This window comes from Bacillus sp. S2(2019) (assembly GCF_005144805.1).
Classification (GTDB): domain Bacteria; phylum Bacillota; class Bacilli; order Bacillales; family Bacillaceae; genus Bacillus; species Bacillus altitudinis.
The window spans coordinates 302,228-318,280 of sequence record NZ_SWFL01000002.1 but is presented as its reverse complement, the minus strand read 5'-3'; the positions used below and the strand labels follow the sequence as shown (position 1 = coordinate 318,280).

Genomic DNA, 16,053 nt, shown 5'->3' with positions numbered 1-16,053 from the left:
TAAGGAATATATATTGTCATTTCGTTTCAAATATGATATTGACAACAGAGTCCTTCCTCCTTAAAATGAAAATGATTATCAGCATCAATTAGGAGGAGCAACTTATGTCTATTTGGAGTAATTTTCCGAAAATTAAAATAAATACAATATTACCTATCCTACTGATCTTCTTACTAGTAGGCTGTTCTCAAGCAAATAATGGAGCAGGTGGAGACAAGGATCATCCTGATATGATCACCATGGCATGGCCAAGAGATATTGGCGAAATGAATCCACACATATACAATCCATCACAATTGTTTGCCCAATCCATGATTTACGAACCATTGGTGAGCTATCAAAAAAATGGAAAGCTTAAACCTGAATTAGCAAAATCATGGGATGTTTCCAAGGATGGCAAGGTGTATACGTTCCATCTTAGAGACAATGTCACGTTCTCAGATGGATCTAAATTTAATGCGAACATTGTGAAAAAGAATTTTGATACGATTTTAAAAAACAAAGAAGTACATAGCTGGTTAGGTGTCATAAAGAAAATCAAAAAGACAGAAGCAGTGGACAAGCAAACGTTTAAACTCACATTAACTGAGCCTTATTATCCAACTGTTCAAGAGTTAGCTGTTGTGCGCCCCGTACGTTTCCTAGGCGAAGCAGGTTTTCCGAAAAACGGAGATACATCAAAAGGAATCGAAAAACCAGTGGGGACAGGTCCTTGGGTATTAAAGACGTACAAAAAAGATGATTACGCGATTTTTGAACGAAATGACCACTACTGGGGAGAGAAACCAAAGGTCAAAGAAATCAAAGTGAAGGTCATTCCAGATGCCGAAACAAGAGTGATGGCATTTGAAAAAGGCGATGTAGATTTACTTTATGGAGAAGGAACGATTAGCCTTGATGCTTTTAAACAACTAGAGGCGAGCGGCAAGTATGAAACGAAGATGTCAGAGCCTGTAGCCACAAGACAGCTTGTCATGAACACAAAAGTCGATCAGCTGTCAGATGAGAAAGTGCGTCACGCCCTTCAGTATGCGATCAATAAAACATCATTGGTGGAAGGTGTGACCTCTGGCTTAGAGGATGTAGCAGATCACATCTTGCCGACAAACATGCCATATACGTCAGGCATCCGGGTGAAATCTTTCCAGTATGATGTGGACAAAGCGAAGGCTTTACTGGATGAAGCGGGCTGGACGCTTCCAAAAGGAAAAACCATACGCGAAAAAGACGGAAAAACGCTTGAGTTTAGTATGATGTATGACTCAGCAGAATCGATTCAAAAAACAATGGCTGAAACACTGCAGGCAGAATGGGCAGCCATTGGCGTTGGCGTCAAACTTGAAGGTGTCGAGCTGGCGACGCAGGTTCAGCGGTTTAAAGCGAACAAATTTGATATGAACTTCTTTAGCAATTACGGAGCGCCGTATGATCCGCATACATTTATGAACGTTGTCTCATCAGATGGTTTTGGATTCAAAGAGGCGATCTCAGCGTATCCGAATAAAGATAAGCTGATCAAAGAAATGACGGAGATTCCATCGACAACAAATGAAAACAAACGCAAAGCACTTTATTCGTCCGTCTTATCTTCCTTGCAAGATCAAGGGGCGATTGTGCCAATCTCTTATTTTAAAAAGACAGCTGTTTATCAAAAAGATGTGAAGGACTTTGATTTCCCTGCGAATCGAGATGAACACCCTTTCACAGGCATCAAGCTGAAGTAACAGAAGGAAGGTAAGCAAATGAGCCGCTATATCATCAAACGAATGTTATCTATCATTCCTGTATTTCTACTAGCCACACTGTTCACAACTGGCATGATTCATCTGTCACCAGTTGATCCAGCGGAGGCATATTTAGCAGCGGCTCATATTCAGCCTACTGATGAGGTATTAGCCCAAAAACGAAGTGAATTTGGTTTAGATGAACCTTTTTACATGCAGTACCTTCATACGATTGAAAAAGTCGTCCGTCTTGATTTTGGGCGGTCGTATATGACCAATCAGCCTGTGCTTGATGAGGTGATCTATCGAATACCTGCGACGATTCAATTGGCGTTCACTAGTCTGCTGATCGCAATTTGTGTCAGTATTCCACTGGGCTTTTTCAGCGGGGTGAGAAAAAATGGCGTTGTAGATCATGTGAGCCGGTTGATTTCCTTCCTAGGAGCATCTATCCCGACCTTTGTTTTGGGGTATTTGCTCATCTTCTTTTTTTCAGTGAAACTCGATCTTTTACCTGTTGAAGGTGTTGGTACATGGGAACATCTTGTACTGCCGTCCATTACACTGGCTGTGCCGTTAATTGCGATGTATACGAGATTATTGCGAGCGAGTGTGAGTGAGACGCTTCACGAGCCTTTTGTTCAATATGCGAGAATGAGAGGGTTAAAGGAACAATCGATTATGTTCAAACATGTCTTCAGAATGGCGATATCACCGATGCTGACAGGACTTGGCGTGAATCTTGGCAAGCTGCTCACAGGAACTATTATTGTAGAGGCTGTTTTTTCATGGCCTGGATTTGGACGATTTTTTATTGAAGCGATCTTTAACCGGGATCTGCCGGTCATTCAATTTTATGTGTTGATGGCGGCGTGTATCTTTATCTTAAGCAGCTTGATAGTGGATCTTCTTCAGCTGCTCATTGACCCCCGTATTTCTAGAAAGGAAGGCCGCCAGCCATGATGACAAAAGTAAAACACCTCTTCTATCATCAAAAGATGATCTCGATCTGTGTGCTGCTGCTCGGTCTCCTGCTCATTGTGACGGTATGTGCACCATGGATCGCTCCGCATGACCCAGCGGCTGTCAATCTTGCAATGAAGCTAAAGGGTTCTTCATGGGAGTATCCTCTAGGCACCGATCAATTGGGAAGATGCAATTTATCCCGTATTCTATATGGTGCTCGTATTTCACTAGGCTGTGCGTTGTTAATCTTTGTTTCCTCTCTATCTATCGGTTTAATCGTAGGGCTGATATCTGGATATAAAGGCGGCTGGATCGATCACGTATTGATGAGATTGTGCGACGGGGTCATGGCATTTCCGAATTTGGTACTGATCCTCGGATTAGTCGGTATTTTTGGACCGGGGCTTTCTCAAGTGGTGCTGGCTTTGATGCTTGTGCAGTGGGTGTATTACGCCCGCGTCTTTCGAGGGATGGTCCTTAGTTTAAAAGAACAAAACTTTATTGCAGCTGCGAAGATTAGTGGTACTTCCCATTGGAATATCATGAGAAAGCATATGATTCCGAATGTACTGCCGCCACTCGCGGTTGTGGGCACACTTGAAATGGGCTGGGCGATTATGGACATTTCAGCCATGTCTTTTCTAGGCTTAGGGGTTCAGCCCCCTACGCCTGAATGGGGAGCGATGATCCATGAAGGAAAATCTTATATTCAAACAAATCCTCAGCTGATGCTTTATCCGGGCCTTGTGATTATGGCTGTGGTCATTCTATTCAACTTACTGGGAGAAGCCCTTTCAGAGAAATATGGCATCAAACGTCGTGTGTAAAGGAATGAGTCAGATGGAAGAGTCTATTTTAAACATAGAGAACCTGCATGTGCATACGAAAACGCCGCAAGGAACCATTTCTCTCGTTCAGGAAATAGCATTTGAGGTAAAGCACGGTCAAATTGTTGGATTAATTGGTGAGAGCGGATGCGGAAAAACGGTGACAAGTATGTCGATCTTAAACATGCTTGATCGAAAAACAACGGAATTGACTGGCAGTATCACTCTACAAGGTCGAGAATTGATCGGTTTGAGTGAACAGCATATGCGGTCTATTCGTGGCAAAGATCTCTCATATATCATGCAAAATCCAATGAATAGCTTTACGCCTGTATGGACAATTGGACATCAATTGATTGAAACAATCCGCCGGCATACAGCTGTCAGTAAAAGGCAGGCACGGGTCCAGGCAATTAAAGCCTTAGAGAAAATGAACCTGCCGCATCCAGATCAATTACTGAGTAAGTACCCTTTTGAATTAAGCGGGGGGATGCTCCAGCGTGTCATGATTGCTATGGCTGCCTGTATGCATCCGCCTCTGATCATCGCAGATGAACCGACAACCGCATTAGATGTACACAATCAGAAGCTGGTGCTTGAGCACTTGAATCAAATTCGTCATGAATACGGAACGGCGATTTTGCTCATTACCCATGATCTTAGTGTGATTGCAGAAATGGCAGACGAGGTCGTGGTGATGAAACAAGGAAAAATCGTTGAAAAGGCTGAAGTTCTTGAGCTTTTTGAACACCCGAAGCATGATTATACAAAGAAACTTTTAGCAGCTCGTCCATCCATGCCAGCTGTTTGCACGATTTGAGGTGAGAAGACCGTTGCATTTAATAGAAGTGAAAGCAGTTAGTCATTCATATGGCAACCGATCGTTTCTGATGAGGACAAAAGGGAGAACCCCTGTCCTGAAAAACGTTCATTTGACCATTGAAGAAGGCACTTGTCTAGGGTTATTAGGTCAAAGTGGTGCAGGGAAAAGTACACTCGGCCGCATCATCCTTGGACTAGAGAAGCCGAGGGCCGGACAAGTTCTGTTTGAAGGTCAGGATATCATTCGTGCAGATCAGCGGACACATCAGCATTTCCGCCGACATGTACAAGCGGTATTTCAAGATTCATATTCAGCGGTGAATCCAAGGTGGACAGTGGAACAAATTCTATCTGAGCCACTTGAAAACTATGAACCAATGACCCGTAAAAAACGTCAGCATATACTCATTCACTGGTTAGAAAGAGTAGGGCTCAGTGAGCAGGATTTGTCCAAGTACCCATACCAATTTAGCGGCGGCCAGCTACAGCGGATCAACATCGCCAGAGCACTGGTGCTTCAGCCAAAGCTCATTGTGCTGGATGAATCAGTCAGTAGCTTAGATATGGTTACGCAGGCAGTCATTTTAGATTTGTTAGTCGAATTAAAGAAAGAGCTGAAGCTTGCATACTTATTTATCACACATGATTTGACAGCGGCCTATCATTTAAGTGATCAATTAGCGATTCTTGATCAGGGTGAACTTGTGGCTCAGTTTCAATCGAAGGATGATTTCTTTCTATCAGAGCACGAAGCTGTGCTGAAAATGAAGGAGGCAACGCTCGCCAGCCACCCTTTGTCTCGAACGATTGGCAGGCCGGTTCGTTAACTTTTTCATTCCCTCAATGCCTCTTTTAAGAGAGGCTATTTTTCATGAAAGGCAGGTGGCATCGTGAACCATCGAGCATATTTAGCTTTGGCGATCCCTTTAACCATTTCAACGATGACCACGCCATTACTTGGAGCTGTCGATACAGCAGTTGTTGGCCAGCTTGCCAACCCCGCTTATATAGGAGGCGTCGCAGTCGGCAGTCTCATTTTTAGTACATTGTACTGGCTGTTTGGCTTTTTACGGGTAAGTACATCTGCTTTTGCCGCCCAAGCAAACGGAGCGCAGAACGAGGAGCAGGGTGTTCTTGCTTTTCTAAGGCCTTTTTTGCTGGCTATTATCGTCGGGCTTTGTTTTATTGCTCTTCAATGGCCCATTATTCAATCCGCATTATGGATCATCTCTCCTGCTGCTGATGTGCGCGAATATGCAGCGGACTATTTTCATATTCGGATCTGGGGAGCGCCATTTACATTGATGAATTACGTCATACTCGGCTGGCTGATGGGGATGGCAAAAATGAAAGAAGCCCTTTCTTTACAAATTTTGATCAATGTCATGAATATGATCTTGGCATTGATCTTAGTTCATGCGTTTTCTTTTGCCGTCAAGGGTGTGGCAGCGGCGACATTGATCTCTGAACTCACTGCTTTTGTGTTAGGGGCCTGGATTATCTTGAAGCATACGTCAAACGGTTTTCGGATGCCGTCTCTCCGGCAGGTGATGGACACACGTGCAGTAAAGAAAATGTTGCATGTGAATAAAGACTTGTTTATCCGAACGATCTGTCTGCTTGTTGTGATCAACATGTTTACAGCAAAGGGAGCTTCTTTCGGAACAGAGCAATTGGCGGCGAATGCCATTTTATTTCAAATTCACTACATCATGGCCTATTTGTTCGATGGATTTGCCAATGCATCCAGTATTCTTGTCGGCAGATCAGTAGGGGCGAACGACCGAGCGCTTTATGATAAAACATTAACCCTTTCGAGACAATGGGCAGTTGTGATGGCATGTGTCATTGCGGCAGCTTACTTTTTCTTTAAAGTACCGATTTTGAGCCTGTTTACAAATTTGCCTCAGCTTCTTGATGTGACACTGCAATATGCCGATTGGCTCGTTCTTTATCCGTTTGCTGCTTGCTTTGGCTTGGTGATTTATGGTGTATTCACAGGTGCGACAGAAATTGCTCCTGTCAGGAATTCAATGCTGTTTGCGATGATTTTGTTTGTGGCTGTTCAAGCGGCAGTCATTCCGATATGGCACAATCACGGACTATGGTTTGCCTTTATCATTTATACTGTAGGGCGGTCCGGCTTTTTGATGATGTACAAATCGAAGCTTGATCAAAAGCTTTTCCTACATGATAAACACCCTTTGCAATCGTGACAAAGGGTGCTGTTTTTCGTCCATTTATTCGCTTTCTTTTTTCACCTTTTGGTACGCTTCATCGAGATGCTGAATTCGTTTCAAGACAACAGCATTTTTCGTCAATTGGTCCTGCACAAGTGTAGAAACCACTGAACGATAATAAGCGTTCATGGCATGAATCTTGTCTTCATGTTGATTCATGGCAATGTGCTGTTTTAAGTTATCAATAAAGTATGGAACAGAAAAAAGTTCAGACATGGAAATCACTCCTATTTCGTATATACGGTCCGTCAATCTTCATGTAAAATGATGAGAGGGAGGGGAGACAATGAGCCTTAAACTGCAACAAGAATTAGTATTAAAGCAGGTACTCACGCAAGAACTCAGGCAGGCGATTACGCTGCTGCAACTGAATTGTGCAGAGCTGGGTGAGTATCTTGATCAGTTAGCGCTTGAGAACCCTCTGATTGAGCGGAAAGACACGGACAGCTATCAACCAGTTTATCATAAAAGAACGCAAGATCGAATGACAGAGCCGTATCGTACGCATCAAAAAGAAAGCCTGCAAATGTATTTAAAGAGACAGGCTATTGATTTGAATTTAAGTGAAAAGAATCAAAGGATTTTTCAATTCATGATTGAGTCCATTGATTCCAATGGCTATTTAAATGAACCGGTTGACCAAATGGCCGCTGTGTTACAGGCTTCGGCAGAAGAAGTAGAGGCCGTTCTTCATCAGCTTCAATCATTAGAGCCTGCCGGGATTGGCGCTAGATCATTGCAAGAATGCATCCTGCTCCAGCTTAGACGAAAAAAGGATCGCTGGTATGAAGCAGAGCTGATCATCGAAGGGCATTTCTTTCTGTTCGCAAGGAAGGCTTGGAAGGAAATCGCAGCTAAAACAGGTATGCCGTTGAAAACCCTGCAAGCCATACAAGATGAGGTGTCGCTTCTCGAACCAAGACCAGGCCTTCATTTCTCTTATGAAGAAGAGGATGTGTATATAGAACCAGATGTGTTGATTACAGCTGCGGGAGGTCACATCACATTCGAGCTGAACCAGCGTGCTTTTCCGGATATTGAAATGAATGAAGGGTATTTCGCTATGATTCAAGATCAAAAGCGGCATGAAGCATATGCATATTTAAAGGAAAAGCATCAGCAGTACAATTGGCTTGTTCAAGCGCTGAAGCAGAGAAAACAAACGATGACAAATGTCGTTCGTGAGATTATCTTACAACAGACTGATTTTTTCCTGACAGGGAAGCATAAAATGAAACCGCTTACGATGAAGCGGGTTGCAGATAAATTACAAGTACATGAGTCGACAGTGAGTCGAACAGTCAAAGGGAAAATGGTGCAGACTCCTTATGGGTTAATGGAAATGAAACAGTTTTTCCAAGCGAAACTAGAAGGGCATTCGCTTGAAGAAGCATCCAGCTACACAGTGAAGACCCACATTGCAGAGCTGATTCAATCAGAAAATAAGAAAAAACCGTATTCGGATCAGCAAATCATGACGCAGCTTCAGCAAACCTTTGGTATCCGCGTCTCTCGCAGAACCATTGCCAAATATCGTGAACAAATGAACCTTCCGTCTTCCACGCTGCGGAAGCGATATGATTAAAAAGAAGCACATGCCAGAAACAATGGCATGTGCTTCTTTTTTGATGAGTGGAAGAGTGAGAGAAGATTTCTTGAGAATTGAAAAAAGGGAAGACGTGTGATCTGAATTTTGGGGTAAAGTATAAGATAGGGCATGAGCCGATAGGGTAGACAACAGTGATGAGGTGAGACCAATTGAAATATAAACAAATCAAAACGAAAAAAATATATGAAGAAATTGCGGACGCATTAGTCGAATCCATTCGAACGGGGGAGCTTCTTCCGGGCGAAAAATTAGACTCGGTTCAAGCACTTTCTGAAAACTTTCAAGTCAGCCGTTCCGCTGTGAGAGAGGCGCTGTCCGCTTTGAAAGCGATCGGATTAATAGAGATGAAGCAAGGAGAAGGCACATATGTGAAGCAGTTCGATCCTGAGCAGCTCACATTTTGTTTATCTCCTGCTTTTTTGATGAAGCAGCAGGATATCGTACAGCTTCTTGAAGTGAGATCAATCATTGAATCAGGTGCTGTCAAAAAGGCAGCATTGCTGCGGACAGACGAGGACCTCCATCGACTGCATGAGGCACTAGAACAAATGAAGCGTGCAGAAGCGCATAAAGAAATTGGTGAAGAGGCAGACCTTACATTTCATCTTGCCATCGCTAAAGCCTCAAAGAATCATTTACTGGCGGCGTTAATGAATCAGGTCTCATCCTTATTAATTGAAACGATGCGGGAAACGAGAAAAATCGTGTTATTTTCAAGAAAAGCGTCCATACGTCAGCTTTACAAAGACCATGAACGTATTTATCAAGCTGTCATGGACAAGCAGCCAGAAGAAGCGGAGAGGGCGATGCTTACACATTTGGAAACAGTAGAACAACTTCTTGGTGATGTGCTGCAAGAACAGGAAGGAAAGCCAGATATTCAATAAGCTGTGCCGAAAAACGGCACGGCTCAGCGTGTAGACAAACCCTCGCATTCTTTGTCAGTCCTGCGCGCTGGTACTCACGAATGTCAAATTCGCTCCGTGCCAGTGCTCGTCCTTCCTAGACTGCAAAGGTTTTCTATCACGCTGAAAAGAAGACAAAGGGCTAAAATAAAGGTCATTTTAGCCCTTTGTCAACAATCTAAGCTGTGCCGCATAAGGGCACAGCTCTATTATTGACGAGAAATATGCAATTTTTTCATTCGATATTGCAGACTTTGCCTGCTCATGCCCAATATCTTTGCAGTCTGTGAAATATTGTCGTCCATTTTATTTAAGTAATGGACGATGTATTGTTTTTCAAATCGTTCCATTTGGGTTTGGAAATCAGTTGTATGATCTGAGCTCGTGTAGACAAACGTATCAGCTGCAGCTGCTAGATTAAGCGGACTCATCTGCATGTGTTCACTAGGATGACCTTCTCCTTGCTTGAATCGGAAATGGTAAGGAAGGTGATGCAAGCTTAAGTATGTTTCGTCCATCATCATATTCATTCCAGCCTCAATCACATGCTCCAGCTCTCTTACATTACCTGGCCAATGATAAGTTTGGAACAGGGCAAGTACCTCTTCATCAGCCGCCTTCACATTCATTTGAAACAGTTCATTATATTTTTGAATAAAATGCATCACAAATGTCGGGATGTCTTCTTTTCGCTCAGAGAGCGGCGGGATAAACAAGGTGACAATGCCAAGCCGGTAAAATAAATCCTTTCGCATCCGTCCACCTGCGATCGCATCCACAGGGTCCTCATTCATATTAGCAATCACTCTCACATCAATGGCGATTTCTTTTGTACTGCCTAACCTTCTCACGCGCTTCTCCTGCAAGACGCGCAATAGTTTTGCTTGAAGAGCCGGGTGTAATGAGTTGATTTCATCTAAAAGCAGTGTACCACCTTGTGCTTGTTCGAATAGACCGGGCTGATCTGTTGCCCCTGTAAAAGCCCCTTTTTGTGTTCCAAAAAGCAGACTTTCAATGAGGTTATCAGGCAGCGCTGCACAATTCTGCGTAATAAATGGTCCAGATGAACGGCTGCTGCCATTATGAATGCTTTGTGCAAATAGCTCTTTCCCCGTCCCTGTTTCACCAACAATCAGCACATAAGAAGAGGTACGTGTGGCTCGTTTCGCATGTTCAATTACTTCTAAAAAGGCAGGACTTTCCCCAATGATTGAATCAAATGTAAAGCGTGTGTTTCCTTTTTTCTTCATATTGTGGTGAATGAGCCGTTCCAGTTTCGTGACATCATTCGAAATTTCAACTGCCCCTTGAATCAAACCGTCTCGAACGAGCGGGTATGTATGGTTAATCGTTGTGATTTCTTTTCCATTGTAGTTGTGATACGTCTGCTTTGCATGAACCGTTTGTTTCCCGGTTCGCAGCGCTTGGACAAGTGTACTGTGCATCTCGTCCTGAAACACAAAGAGGTCTAATACATTTTTATAAAGGACATCAGAACGTTTTAAAGATTCGATCTCCATCATTTTTTTATTATAAACAATGGTATTGCCATTTTCGTCAATGGCGTGAACCCCAACATCAATTAAATCGAGCATTTGTTTATATAGATCAATCTCATTTTCAAGCTTTGCGGTATGCTGATCTTTTTTCACTTGCGCCACCTCCAGACATTACCTCTATTTTACATGAAAAATTTTGCGGTTTCCTCTAAAAAAATTTGCATATGCAAAATATTTCTGCGTTAAAGGTGAGAACAATCCTAGGCACAGAGCGATCACTAAGTTGGCATGATCCTTGCATAACATAAGAGTGAAGATGAACCCCATAAAAAGAGGCAAGCTTACAGAAGGAGGAATACACGATGACACAGACAAAAGCATTGATTCATCAAACAGAACAATACGGTGCGGCGAACTATCATCCGTTGCCAATTGTGATTTCAGAGGCTGAGGGAGTGTGGGTGACTGATCCTGAGGGCAACCGCTACATGGATATGCTCAGTGCATATTCTGCAGTCAACCAAGGACATCGCCATCCCCGCATTATAGAAGCGCTTAAAACACAAGCTGACCGCGTGACACTCACATCAAGGGCCTTCCATAATGATCAGCTTGGTCCTTGGTATGAGAAGATTTGCAAATTAACGAATAAAGAGATGGCATTGCCGATGAATACAGGAGCAGAGGCTGTGGAAACGGCGATAAAGGCAGCGAGACGATGGGGCTATGATGTCAAGGGTATCGAAGAGAATCGGGCAGAAATCATTGCATGTACCGGGAATTTTCATGGTCGTACAATGACGGCTGTGTCACTTTCTTCGGAAGCAGAATATCAAAGAGGTTTCGGTCCGATGCTTCCGGGCATAAAGCTCATCCCTTATGGAGATATTGAGGCGTTACGCAAAGCGATCACTCCGCAAACAGCAGCTTTTCTCTTTGAACCGATTCAAGGGGAAGCGGGCATTGTCATGCCGCCCGAGGGCTTTATAAAAGAGGCAAAAGCGATCTGTGAGAAGGAACATGTGTTATTGATCGCAGATGAAATTCAAGTGGGATTAGCGCGGACTGGCAAGATGTTTGCATGCGACTGGGAAGGCATTGAGCCGGATATGCTGATTCTTGGTAAAGCACTTGGCGGCGGGGTATTCCCGATCTCATGTGTTGTAGCAAATCGTGATATTTTAGGTGTGTTTAACCCAGGATCTCACGGGTCTACCTTTGGCGGGAATCCTCTTGCGTGCGCAGTATCGCTAGCTGCACTAGATGTGTTAATCGACGAGAAGCTTGCCGAGCGCTCATTGGAGCTTGGGGAATATTTCAAAGACAAACTGTCACGCATTCAAAGTCCTGTCATTAAGGAAGTGCGCGGGCGTGGACTCTTTATTGGGATGGAACTGACTGAGGCAGCTAGACCTTATTGTGAGAAGCTCAAGCAAGAGGGGCTGTTATGCAAAGAAACCCATGAGACAGTGATTCGATTTGCACCGCCGCTTACCATTTCAAAAGAAGACTTGGATTGGGCAATCAATCATATTGAATCATTGTTTCAAGCATAAATGATCAAGGGGAGAATCCTTCAAATTCTCCCTTTCTCTTTCAATGAACGGCGAATTTTGTCAAAGGTTGATGAATAGAAGAGTGAAAGTGGGGAAACGGATTTGAAGCCAGAACAGCATAATGAACTAGAGCGTTCCATGAAAAGCAGACATCTCTTTATGATTGCCTTAGGTGGGGTCATCGGAACAGGCCTTTTCCTTGGATCAGGACTCATTATTCATCAAGCAGGCCCAGGGGGAGCCATTCTTTCATTTATCATTGGCGGGTTGCTCATGTATTTGGTCATGCTCTGTCTTGGTGAATTAGCAGTGGCGATGCCGACAGCTGGTTCCTTTCAGGAGTATGCAACCAAATATATTGGTCCGTCCACAGGCTTTATGATCGGCTGGCTCTATTGGTTTAGCTGGGCATGTACGATCGGACTTGAATTTACATCAGCAGGGATTCTACTCCAAAGGTGGTTCCCAGATATCCCTGTTTGGCTTTGGTGTCTTGCCTTTAGCGTCATCTTATTTTCCATCAATGCCATCTCGGCACGCAGCTTCGCTGAAACAGAGTTTTGGTTTTCAGCCATCAAGGTGGCTGCGATCTTATTGTTTATTATCATTGGAATTGGCGCAATTTTCGGAATGATTCATTTGAAAGGTGGGGAACCTGCCCCTCTATTTCGTCATTTGACGGATCATGGTGGACTTTTTCCTAATGGTCTTTTTGCGATTTTATTAACCATGGTCACAGTCAATTTCTCCTTTCAAGGAACAGAGCTTGTAGGGATTGCAGCAGGGGAGAGTGAAAGTCCAGAAAAAACACTCCCGCGCTCTATTCGGAATATTATTTGGCGGACGATGGTCTTTTTTGTTTTATCGATTGCGGTTCTTGCAGCGCTTCTGCCATGGCAGACCGCCGGCGCAGTGGATAGTCCGTTTGTTGTGGTGTTGGACAAGGTCGGCATACCATATGCTGCAGATATCATGAATTTTATTATCATCACAGCGGTCTTATCTGTAGCAAACTCTGGACTATATGCATCATCACGTATGCTTTGGGCGCTTTCAAAAGACGGGAAAGGACCTGTTTTCACGAAAAAATTATCCAAACGTAAAATCCCGATCAATGCCTTATTGGTGACAATGGGTGTATCCGCTCTATCACTGCTCACGAGTGTTGTAGCACCAAAAACGGTATATGTCTGGCTCATATCCATTTCGGGTATGGTGCTTGTCGTGGTTTGGATGTCTATTTGTTTATCCCAATACTTCTTTAGGAGACAATTCATTAAAGAGGGCGGAGATGTAAAGGATCTTGTCTTCCGAACGCCTTTTTATCCATTTGTGCCATTAGCAGGCTTTATCGCATTTGGCATTGTTCTTATCAGTTTATTCTTTATTGAGGATCAGCGGATTGGTCTTTATTGCGGAGTTCCATTTATGGCCGCCTGTTATATCATTTATTACCTCAAGATTAAACCGAAGGAAGATGCGAAACGGTTTAATGAAGAGAAAGAAACGATACCGAAAACATAAGCAGGCGGCTTTTGACCGCCTGCACCTTTTCAAAGACAAATGCATTCAATATAGAAGAAAATAAATAGTTTGAAAAAAATAAAATAACGGAAAGCTAGATGACAAGCAGGTTATCGGTCAAAATGTGTCTATTTTTTGTCAAAATGTGTTTGTAAGAGTTGAAAATGCAAGATTATCCTGTTAAAATAATTAAAGAAAGCAGGGATTGATTTTTTTTGGCTGTGGCGGGACGTTTTTTGTCACAGTGGGACGTTTTTAGTCCAACGTGAAAAGAAAGGGTCGTTAGCCATGAATCGTTTATTGGAAGCTCAAAAAAAATTATTACCAGATCTTCTCACAGTTATGCAAAAGCGCTACGACATTTTGCAGTACATCAGATTAGCTGAACCAATTGGTCGCAGAAGTCTTGCGACAAGTCTTGGTCTGAGTGAACGTATCTTAAGAGCTGAGGTTCAGTTCTTAAAGGAACAAAATCTGCTGGATGTCAAAACGAGCGGTATGATGCTGACGACTGAAGGTCATGCTTTGCTTGAAATGCTTGAAGGAATGATGAAGGACGTTTTAGGTTTAACCTTTTTGGAAAATACATTAAAGAGGAAATTAGGCCTGGAAGAAGTCATCATTGTTTCTGGTGACAGCGATGAATCCCCGTGGGTGAAGCAAGAAATGGGAAGAGCTGCTGTCCAGTGTATGAAAAAAAGGTTTACTGGAAATAATATCGTCGCCGTCACTGGCGGAACGACGATGGAAGCTGTTGCCGAAATGATGACCCCTGATGCCAAAAACAGAGACATGATGTTTGTCCCTGCGAGAGGCGGTCTTGGGGAGAATGTAAAAAATCAGGCAAACACCATTTGTGCCCACATGGCTGAAAAAGCTTCCGGTACTTACAAACTGCTGTTTGTTCCAGGACAGCTGTCAGAAGGTGCTTACTCTTCCATTATTGAAGAGCCGTCTGTCAAAGAAGTGCTTCAAACGATTAAATCATCCACGATGCTCATTCATGGAATCGGTGAAGCAAAAACAATGGCGATGAGACGAAACACACCCGCTGAAGATTTAAAAAAGATTGATGAGCATGACGCAGTGACAGAGGCTTTTGGCTATTACTTTAATCGTGATGGCGAGGTCGTCCACAAAGTGCACTCCGTCGGCATGCAGCTAGATGATTTAGAAAGCATTCCACACATCATTGCTGTTGCAGGTGGATCATCAAAGGCTGGAGCCATTGAAGCTTATTTCAAAAAACCCCGCCGAACGGTTCTCGTCACAGACGAAGGAGCCGCAAAAGAGTTATTAAGGGAGTCAATCGATCCCTCAATATAAAACATTGTGACCTATAAAAGGAGGAAACATCATGGCAGTAAAAGTCGGTATTAACGGATTTGGACGTATTGGACGTAACGTATTTCGTGCAGCATTAAACAATCCTGAAGTTGAGGTAGTAGCGGTTAACGATCTAACAGACGCTAACATGCTTGCACACCTTTTACAATATGACTCTGTTCACGGAAAACTAGATGCAGAGGTTTCTGTAGACGGTACGAACTTAGTAGTAAACGGTAAAACAATCGAAGTATCAGCTGAGCGTGACCCTGCGAAATTAAGCTGGGGTAAACAAGGCGTAGAAATCGTTGTTGAATCTACTGGATTCTTCACAAAACGTGCAGACGCTGCTAAACACTTAGAAGCTGGCGCTAAAAAAGTTATCATCTCTGCTCCTGCTAACGAAGAAGATATCACAATCGTTATGGGTGTAAACGAAGACAAATACGATGCAGCTAGCCACGATGTCATCTCTAATGCATCTTGTACAACAAACTGCTTAGCTCCATTTGCAAAAGTACTTAACGATAAATTTGGTATCAAACGCGGTATGATGACAACTGTTCACTCATACACAAATGACCAACAAATTCTTGATCTTCCGCACAAAGACTACCGTCGTGCTCGTGCAGCTGCGGAAAACATCATCCCAACTTCTACAGGTGCTGCGAAAGCTGTTTCACTTGTATTGCCTGAACTTAAAGGTAAATTAAACGGTGGCGCTATGCGTGTTCCAACACCTAACGTTTCTTTAGTTGATCTTGTTGCTGAATTAAATCAAGATGTGACAGCTGAAGACGTAAATGCAGCACTTAAAGAAGCAGCTGAAGGAGAACTTAAAGGAATCCTTGGCTACAGCGAAGAGCCATTAGTATCTGGTGACTACAATGGTAATGCAAACTCTTCAACAATCGATGCTCTTTCTACAATGGTAATGGAAGGCAGCATGGTGAAAGTCATTTCTTGGTACGATAACGAGAGTGGATATTCTCACCGCGTTGTTGACCTTGCAGCTTACATTGCAAAACAAGGTCTTTAATTTCTCACACTGAAGG

The 16,053-nt window shown here is 43.3% G+C and carries 14 protein-coding genes; 12 read left to right on the top strand and 2 right to left on the bottom strand.

Features of this window, described 5'->3' with window-relative positions; translation table 11 throughout:
- The first annotated feature begins 104 nt into the window (after positions 1–104).
- From nikA to FBF75_RS06775, 6 genes are all read left to right on the top strand, one after another.
- A complete protein-coding gene (gene nikA / locus FBF75_RS06800; RefSeq protein ID WP_048002931.1) occupies positions 105–1,724 on the top strand; it encodes a nickel ABC transporter substrate-binding protein in 1,620 nt (539 codons plus the stop codon).
- A gap of 18 nt (positions 1,725–1,742) precedes the next feature.
- Positions 1,743–2,687 (top strand): nickel ABC transporter permease subunit NikB, encoded by a 945-nt coding sequence (nikB, locus tag FBF75_RS06795; RefSeq protein ID WP_060832666.1) that lies wholly within the window; start codon positions 1,743–1,745, stop codon positions 2,685–2,687.
- Positions 2,684–3,517, top strand: coding sequence for a nickel ABC transporter permease subunit NikC (gene nikC, locus FBF75_RS06790; RefSeq protein ID WP_060832665.1), 834 nt, complete (start codon positions 2,684–2,686; stop codon positions 3,515–3,517). The genes nikB and nikC overlap by 4 nt, the downstream gene beginning before the upstream one ends.
- Positions 3,518–3,530: 13 nt before the next feature.
- A complete protein-coding gene (nikD, locus tag FBF75_RS06785) occupies positions 3,531–4,337 on the top strand; it encodes a nickel import ATP-binding protein NikD (RefSeq protein WP_136944556.1) in 807 nt (268 codons plus the stop codon).
- A gap of 13 nt (positions 4,338–4,350) precedes the next feature.
- Positions 4,351–5,166 (top strand): ABC transporter ATP-binding protein, encoded by an 816-nt coding sequence (locus tag FBF75_RS06780; RefSeq protein WP_056702803.1) that lies wholly within the window; start codon positions 4,351–4,353, stop codon positions 5,164–5,166.
- A gap of 63 nt (positions 5,167–5,229) precedes the next feature.
- Entirely contained in the window at positions 5,230–6,555 is a 1,326-nt protein-coding gene (locus FBF75_RS06775; protein ID WP_056702800.1) for an MATE family efflux transporter, read from the top strand.
- A gap of 24 nt (positions 6,556–6,579) precedes the next feature.
- On the opposite strand, the gene yvfG is transcribed toward FBF75_RS06775, so the two are convergent.
- Positions 6,580–6,795, bottom strand: a complete 216-nt coding sequence (yvfG, locus tag FBF75_RS06770) for a protein YvfG (protein ID WP_017359206.1) — start codon at positions 6,793–6,795, stop codon at positions 6,580–6,582.
- A gap of 70 nt (positions 6,796–6,865) precedes the next feature.
- Between yvfG and rpoN the strand changes: the two genes are divergently transcribed.
- Together rpoN and FBF75_RS06760 are read left to right on the top strand one after the other, a co-directional pair.
- On the top strand, positions 6,866–8,164 hold the full coding sequence (gene rpoN / locus FBF75_RS06765; protein WP_136944555.1) for an RNA polymerase factor sigma-54: 1,299 nt from the start codon (positions 6,866–6,868) through the stop codon (positions 8,162–8,164).
- A gap of 173 nt (positions 8,165–8,337) precedes the next feature.
- Positions 8,338–9,075 carry a FadR/GntR family transcriptional regulator gene (locus FBF75_RS06760; RefSeq protein WP_041507789.1) on the top strand — a complete coding sequence of 246 codons (738 nt, stop codon included), beginning with the start codon at positions 8,338–8,340 and terminating at the stop codon, positions 9,073–9,075.
- 227 nt (positions 9,076–9,302) lie between these two features.
- On the opposite strand, the gene FBF75_RS06755 is transcribed toward FBF75_RS06760, so the two are convergent.
- The gene (locus FBF75_RS06755; RefSeq protein ID WP_136944554.1) at positions 9,303–10,745 is read right to left on the bottom strand and encodes a sigma-54 interaction domain-containing protein; all 1,443 of its coding nucleotides are present in this window, start codon (positions 10,743–10,745) and stop codon (positions 9,303–9,305) included.
- Between the two features lie 209 nt (positions 10,746–10,954).
- On the opposite strand from FBF75_RS06755, the gene FBF75_RS06750 reads away from it, so the two are divergent.
- The 4 genes from FBF75_RS06750 (at position 10,955) to gap (ending at position 16,037) form a co-directional block, all read left to right on the top strand.
- Entirely contained in the window at positions 10,955–12,148 is a 1,194-nt protein-coding gene (locus FBF75_RS06750) for an ornithine--oxo-acid transaminase (RefSeq protein ID WP_060832659.1), read from the top strand.
- 138 nt (positions 12,149–12,286) lie between these two features.
- Positions 12,287–13,672, top strand: a complete 1,386-nt coding sequence (locus FBF75_RS06745) for an amino acid permease (RefSeq protein WP_052463368.1) — start codon at positions 12,287–12,289, stop codon at positions 13,670–13,672.
- A gap of 288 nt (positions 13,673–13,960) precedes the next feature.
- Positions 13,961–14,998 (top strand): sugar-binding transcriptional regulator, encoded by a 1,038-nt coding sequence (locus FBF75_RS06740; protein ID WP_008347711.1) that lies wholly within the window; start codon positions 13,961–13,963, stop codon positions 14,996–14,998.
- Between the two features lie 31 nt (positions 14,999–15,029).
- Positions 15,030–16,037: a type I glyceraldehyde-3-phosphate dehydrogenase gene (gap, locus tag FBF75_RS06735; protein ID WP_007500174.1), complete on the top strand. Its 1,008-nt coding sequence runs from the start codon at positions 15,030–15,032 to the stop codon at positions 16,035–16,037.
- The last annotated feature ends 16 nt before the right edge of the window (positions 16,038–16,053 follow it).

Bases quoted from the DNA above. Each gene is read 5' to 3' on its own strand.
- nikA (WP_048002931.1), top strand. From the start codon at position 105: ATGTCTATTTGGAGTAATTTTCCGAAAATTAAAATAAATACAATATTA.
- nikB (WP_060832666.1), top strand. From the start codon at position 1,743: ATGAGCCGCTATATCATCAAACGAATGTTATCTATCATTCCTGTATTT.
- nikC (WP_060832665.1), top strand. From the start codon at position 2,684: ATGATGACAAAAGTAAAACACCTCTTCTATCATCAAAAGATGATCTCG.
- nikD (WP_136944556.1), top strand. From the start codon at position 3,531: ATGGAAGAGTCTATTTTAAACATAGAGAACCTGCATGTGCATACGAAA.
- yvfG (WP_017359206.1), bottom strand. From the start codon at position 6,795: ATGTCTGAACTTTTTTCTGTTCCATACTTTATTGATAACTTAAAACAG.
- rpoN (WP_136944555.1), top strand. From the start codon at position 6,866: ATGAGCCTTAAACTGCAACAAGAATTAGTATTAAAGCAGGTACTCACG.
- FBF75_RS06750 (WP_060832659.1), top strand. From the start codon at position 10,955: ATGACACAGACAAAAGCATTGATTCATCAAACAGAACAATACGGTGCG.
- FBF75_RS06745 (WP_052463368.1), top strand. From the start codon at position 12,287: ATGAAAAGCAGACATCTCTTTATGATTGCCTTAGGTGGGGTCATCGGA.
- FBF75_RS06740 (WP_008347711.1), top strand. From the start codon at position 13,961: ATGAATCGTTTATTGGAAGCTCAAAAAAAATTATTACCAGATCTTCTC.
- gap (WP_007500174.1), top strand. From the start codon at position 15,030: ATGGCAGTAAAAGTCGGTATTAACGGATTTGGACGTATTGGACGTAAC.